The 5,269-nt window shown below is 68.2% G+C and carries 3 protein-coding genes and 1 pseudogene; 2 read left to right on the top strand and 2 right to left on the bottom strand.

Annotated elements, in window-relative coordinates:
• Window positions 1–119: 119 nt before the first annotated feature.
• Window positions 120–1,355, bottom strand: a complete 1,236-nt coding sequence (locus ELR45_RS19225; RefSeq protein ID WP_129667823.1) for an MFS transporter — start codon at window positions 1,353–1,355, stop codon at window positions 120–122.
• Between the two features lie 135 nt (window positions 1,356–1,490).
• Window positions 1,491–1,847: a hypothetical protein gene (locus tag ELR45_RS19230; RefSeq protein ID WP_129667824.1), complete on the bottom strand. Its 357-nt coding sequence runs from the start codon at window positions 1,845–1,847 to the stop codon at window positions 1,491–1,493.
• Window positions 1,848–2,209: 362 nt separating this feature from the next.
• Here ELR45_RS19230 and ELR45_RS19235 point away from each other — a divergent pair, with 362 nt between their 5' ends.
• Both ELR45_RS19235 and ELR45_RS38380 read left to right on the top strand, forming a co-directional pair.
• On the top strand, window positions 2,210–3,100 hold the full coding sequence (locus tag ELR45_RS19235) for a GntR family transcriptional regulator (protein ID WP_129667825.1): 891 nt from the start codon (window positions 2,210–2,212) through the stop codon (window positions 3,098–3,100).
• A gap of 10 nt (window positions 3,101–3,110) precedes the next feature.
• A pseudogene (locus ELR45_RS38380) lies at window positions 3,111–5,269 on the top strand (fumarate reductase/succinate dehydrogenase flavoprotein subunit); the annotation flags it as partial.

The following is a 5,269-nucleotide window of genomic DNA, read 5'->3' on the forward strand; positions in this document are numbered from 1 at the left end:
TCGGGTGGAACGGTGGCCGGAGGGGGCAGCAGAGAGGGCTGTTCTGTGGGAGTGCTCATCGTGCGATCTACCCTATTCGGCCGCGCCGACAGAGACGACTCCGTCCGAGCGCGAACGCCTCAGCCTCGCACATCCCACTCCGCGACGGGACCCGTATCGTCGACGACGGCACCCCGGGGCCGGAACATCACCAGGGCGATCAAGACATACGCGGCGGCCCATCCCGCGAAGAGCACGCCATGGCTCGCCGTCACCGAGGCTGCGCCGTAGACCACGAACACGCCGATACTCGCTACCTCGATACCGAGCCCGGCGAACGACGTCACCGTCGAGCGGGCCGTGCCGTTGATCGTGTGCTGGAGCCGGGCGTCGGCTGCGATCTGCACCATCTGAAACACGCAGAAGGCCAGGCCGATCAGGCCGAACCCGACCGGATGACCGGTCATCGCGCCCGCCGCGAGGGCCATGGCCGCGAGCACGAGCGTGCCCGCGACAGCACGCTGCGGCAGCCGCGCCGCGACGTCGCCCAGCAGACCTCCCGCGGCGACTCCGGCGTAGACAGCCAGCAGAAGTCCCGGTACGGCCTCGGTGGATACGCCCATGTCGATGGCGAGAAGCGCGAGATATTCGTCGAGCGCGCCCCAGACCGCCGCGATCGCGATCAGGAACGCGATGGCGGCCCGCACGTTCGGACGCGCCCGGACCTCGTCAACGCCGGTTCGTAACACGTGCCGGAAGCCCAGGCCGACGGTGCCACGTGAGCTCGGGTGATCGTGTTCGGGCAGACCGGCCGCGACGATCGCGCAGGCCAAGCAGGCCGCCACACTGGCGGCGCCGACCGCGGGATAACCGCCGGCGGCGAAGACCGGTCCCGCCAAGGCGATGGCCACGGCGGCCGCGACGGTGCTCGCGGTCTCCGTTCGCCCGATCACGCGGGCGTAGCCGTCCGCGGCGCCGAGCCGGTCGAGCTCGGTGTAGACGAGTGCTTCGAACGCTCCGGACTGCAAGGCGCTGTGCGCGCCCCAGAGGACAAAGCCTGCCGCGAACGCCGGGTACGACGGCACGAGTACCCAGAGCGCGTAGCCGGCACCGGCCAAGAGCGGTCCGGCCACCAGCAACGAGCGCCGTGAGACCGCGTCCGCCAGCACACCGGACGGGACTTCCAGGACGATGTTGGCTGTCGACCAGATGATGAACAACGACGAGATCTGTGCGGTCGACAACCCGGACTCTGCGAACAGCACCGCGTAGAGCGGATAGAGCAGGATGAACTCGTCCAGGAACGCGTATAGGTAGAGCCGACGAGCTAACCGGACCGCCGGCGCGCGGCGGCCACGAGATATATGAGCGAGCATGAGACCTTCCTGACGGGAGCTGAGCGGACGCGGAGCTCGTGAGCTCGGGGGTCCGCGGCTTCCCGTGGCAGGCGGGTCTACCGGCTTAGATCAACATCGCCACGTCATGGCAGACATCATAGGCCGAATGTGGATTCACCAGAAGACGGCGACGAGGACGTTACCCACCGACAGGCCGAAGACCAGGTAGTACAGACCGTCGGGCACCGTGGGCCGGCTGCGGTTGATCCAGGCCAGCACCGTCACGACGACGACGACCACCAGCTTGACCCCGATCTTCGGGTGGTCAGGGTCGATGTTCAGCGAGTCTGCCATCTCCTGCATGGCGACCAGCAGGAGGCCGGTCACCACCTGGGTGAGCGCGCCGTGCACCATGGCGACGTTGATCGTTCGCTCGCCGCGCGCCTTCATCTGCACCAGGGCGCCGCCGATCAGGCTCGCCAGTCCCAGGAAGTGCAGGACCACCAGCAGGTCGTACAGGAACTCAACCATCGCCATCCTCTCGTGGATCCCAGCTGGATCTACCGACAAAATCTGACCCATGACCGGGACGATGTCGGTAACTTCGACATCCGGACATGTCCGGGGTAACACGCTACTACGTCGCGTCGTACAAGAGTCCGATCGCCTCAGGCGCGTCGCGATGGAAGACATATCGTGGTCCCCCGGAAACTCTGACCCGGGGCGTCGGCGGCATGGTGCGCCGTCGCACCCCTGTCCAACAGTGGATTTGTGGCCGTCCAATGTGACGTACCCGCAGGCTGACGCGGTGAGCGATCCGGAGAAAGTGGCGTAACGGCCGCGTAATTCGCGGTGCGGATCGATGTAACCGGCCGTCCCCAGCATCAATCTGCATGACGCCGACGCAGCCTCTTCAACCGCCGATGAGCAGGGGCGGCACGCCACGGTCCGGCGAGCGCAGGGCAACGGAGCCCGGCGCCCAGCGGGACCAGCCGCCGAACCTTGGCAGCAGCGATCGCGCATCGACGGCGAGCCGGCGCAGCGCCCCGGTACGCCGGATCCGCGACGTCCTTCGCGCCCGTATCCTGACCGGCTACTACGGCGACCGCCCGTTGCCTTCGGAGCCGCTGCTGGCCACCGACTTCGCCACGAGCCGCAACGTCATCCGCGAGGTTCTCGGGCTGTTGCGGGAAGAAGGGCTGGTCGACCGTATTCCGGGCTCGGGCACCTTCGTGGTCTCCGACAAGGCGGTGCAGCGCCTGGATCGCCTGCAGGGTCTCGCCGAGAGCTTCGACACCGGCGCCGCCCGCATCGTCAACCAGGTACTGCTGTGCGAGATCGTCCCGGCCACCCCGATCGTCGCCCAGCGTCTCGAGCTGGCTCCCGCGACCCCCGTCGTCGCTCTGGAACGGCTACGCCTGCTCGACGACGAGCCGCTCTCACTGGACGCCAGCTATCTCTCGGCGGACGTCGGCCGACCGCTGCTCGATATGGACCTGACGAGCAACGACGTGTTCTGCCTGCTCGAGGTCGAGCTGGGCAGGCCGCTCGGCGCCGCGCGCGTATGCATCGAGGCGATCACCGCCGACCCGACGGTCGCTGGCCTGCTCAAGGTCGCCGAAGGTTCCCCGTTGCTGTTCTTCGAACGCCTCACCTACACCGACGCCGGCCGCCCGATAGACCTCGAATACGTCCGCTACCGAGGCGATCGGCTCTCCCTGTCGGGCACGCTCGACCGCGCTCCCGGCGCCCACCGGCGCCAACTCCCGGAAGAGAAGGGCTAACAACGTGCACATGCAGATCCCACCGCCATCGCAGCGGCGCCAGATGCAATGCGACGTGCTGATCGTCGGCGGTGGCACCGCCGGCACGATGGCGGCGCTCACCGCGGCCCAGCACGGCGCGGACGTCCTGCTCCTGGACAAGGCGCACGTCCGCCACTCGGGAGCGCTCGCCATGGGCATGGACGGTGTCAACAACGCCGTGGTCCCGGGCAAGGCGACGCCGGAGGACTACGTCGCGGACATCACCCTCGCCAACGACGGCATCGTCAACCAGCGCACGATCTACCAGACCGCCACCCGTGGCTTCGCCATGGTGCAACGGCTCGAGGGCTACGGCGTCAAGTTCGAGAAAGACGAGCACGGCGAGTACGCCGTGCGCAAGGTGCACCGCTCCGGCAGCTACGTCCTGCCGATGCCGGAGGGCAAGGACGTCAAGAAGGTGCTGTACCGGACGCTGCGTGCCCGCGATGTCCGCTCCAAGGTCACCATCGAGAACCGGGTGATGCCGGTGCGGGTGCTGACGCGCGGAGGCCGCGCGGTCGGCGCCGTCGGCCTTGACACGCGCTCCGGTGAACTGGTGACCATCTCCGCCGGCGCGGTGATCCTCGCTGCCGGGGCGTGCGGCCGGCTGGGGTTGCCGGCGAGCGGGTACCTCTACGGCACGTACGAGAACCCGACCAATGCCGGCGACGGCTACGCGATGGCGTACCACGCCGGAGCGGAGCTCTCCGGTATCGAGTGCTTCCAGATCAACCCGCTGATCAAGGACTACAACGGGCCTGCCTGTGCCTACGTCGCCAACCCCTTCGGCGGCTACCAGGTCAACGCGGAAGGAAACCGCTTCGTCGACTGCGACTACTGGTCGGGCCAGATGATGGCGGAGGTCAAACGGGAGCTGGACAGCGCGCGCGGACCCATTTACCTCAAGCTCCGGCACCTGCCGGACGCCACCATCAGCGAGATCGAGGGAATCCTGCACACCACGGAACGTCCCACCCGCGGAACGTTCCATGCCGGCCGGGGGACCGACTACCGGACCGGGGATGTGGAGATGCACATCTCGGAGATCGGGTTGTGCAGCGGTCATTCGGCGTCCGGCGTGTGGGTCGACGAGCACGCCGCGACGACGGTGCCCGGCCTGTACGCCGCGGGGGACATGGCCTGCGTGCCGCACAACTACATGATCGGCGCGTTCGTGTACGGCGACATCGCGGGTGAGCACGCCACCGCCTTCGCCGCGTCCACCGATCGGCCATCGCTGCCTGAAGATCAGGTCGCCGCCGCGCACGAACTCATCTACCGTCCGCTGTCCAACCCGGATGGGCCGCCGCAGCAACAGGTCGAGTACAAGCTGCGTCGGTTCGTCAATGACTACCTGCAGCCGCCCAAGTCGGAACGCTACCTCTCCCTCGGAGTCGAGGCCTTCGAGCGGATGCGAGGAGATATCGCCCAGATGGGTGCGCATACGCCGCACGAGCTGATGCGATGTGCCGAGGTCACCTTCATCCGAGACTGCGCGGAGATGGCGGCGAAGGCTTCGCTGCGTCGCACGGAGAGCCGCTGGGGCCTGTACCACCAGCGGGACGACTGGCCCGCTCGCGACGACGGAGACTGGTTCTGCCATCTCAACCTGCACAAGAGCGACGGCGGCCAGAACGGCGACGGTCAGATGGCGTTCCGGACCCGGCCGGTGGCGCCGTACATCGTGCCGGTTCCCGGCTTCGTCCGGCCGGACGGCGTTCCCGACGAGTCGGCTCCTGTTCTGGCTGCTGCCGGCACCGGATGGAGCGGACGATGACCGGCCCGGGCAGCCGGATCCTCGCCCTGCTGGCACTCGCCGAGGAGTGCCCGGAGCTGGATGAGCTCACCGGTTACCTCGCCGACGCCGACGCCGAGGTACGCCGCACGGCGCTGTCGGTGCTCAGCGAGACGACGGAGGAATGGGACGAGGCTTCGCCGGTGATCGCGGCCGCGCTCGGTGATCCGGACGGCGCGGTCCGGCACGCCGCGATCGAACTGCTCGGCGAGCTACGCGAGGTACTGGTGCCGAACGAGAGGTTCGGGAGCGCGCTGCGGGCGGCGAGGTCGCATTCCGACGCCGACGTGCGGGTCGCGGCCATCGGATCGCTGTGGCGGCACAGCCTGACCACTACCGACGAGCTGACCTCG

Origin of the sequence: Phytoactinopolyspora endophytica, from assembly GCF_004138495.1 — a bacterium.
Lineage (GTDB): Bacteria > Actinomycetota > Actinomycetes > Jiangellales > Jiangellaceae > Phytoactinopolyspora > Phytoactinopolyspora endophytica.

What these genes read in the sequence shown, in the direction of transcription:
- ELR45_RS19225 (WP_129667823.1), bottom strand. Translation starts at nt 1,355, where the DNA reads ATGCTCGCTCATATATCTCGTGGCCGCCGCGCGCCGGCGGTCCGGTTA.
- ELR45_RS19230 (WP_129667824.1), bottom strand. Translation starts at nt 1,847, where the DNA reads ATGGTTGAGTTCCTGTACGACCTGCTGGTGGTCCTGCACTTCCTGGGA.
- ELR45_RS19235 (WP_129667825.1), top strand. Translation starts at nt 2,210, where the DNA reads ATGACGCCGACGCAGCCTCTTCAACCGCCGATGAGCAGGGGCGGCACG.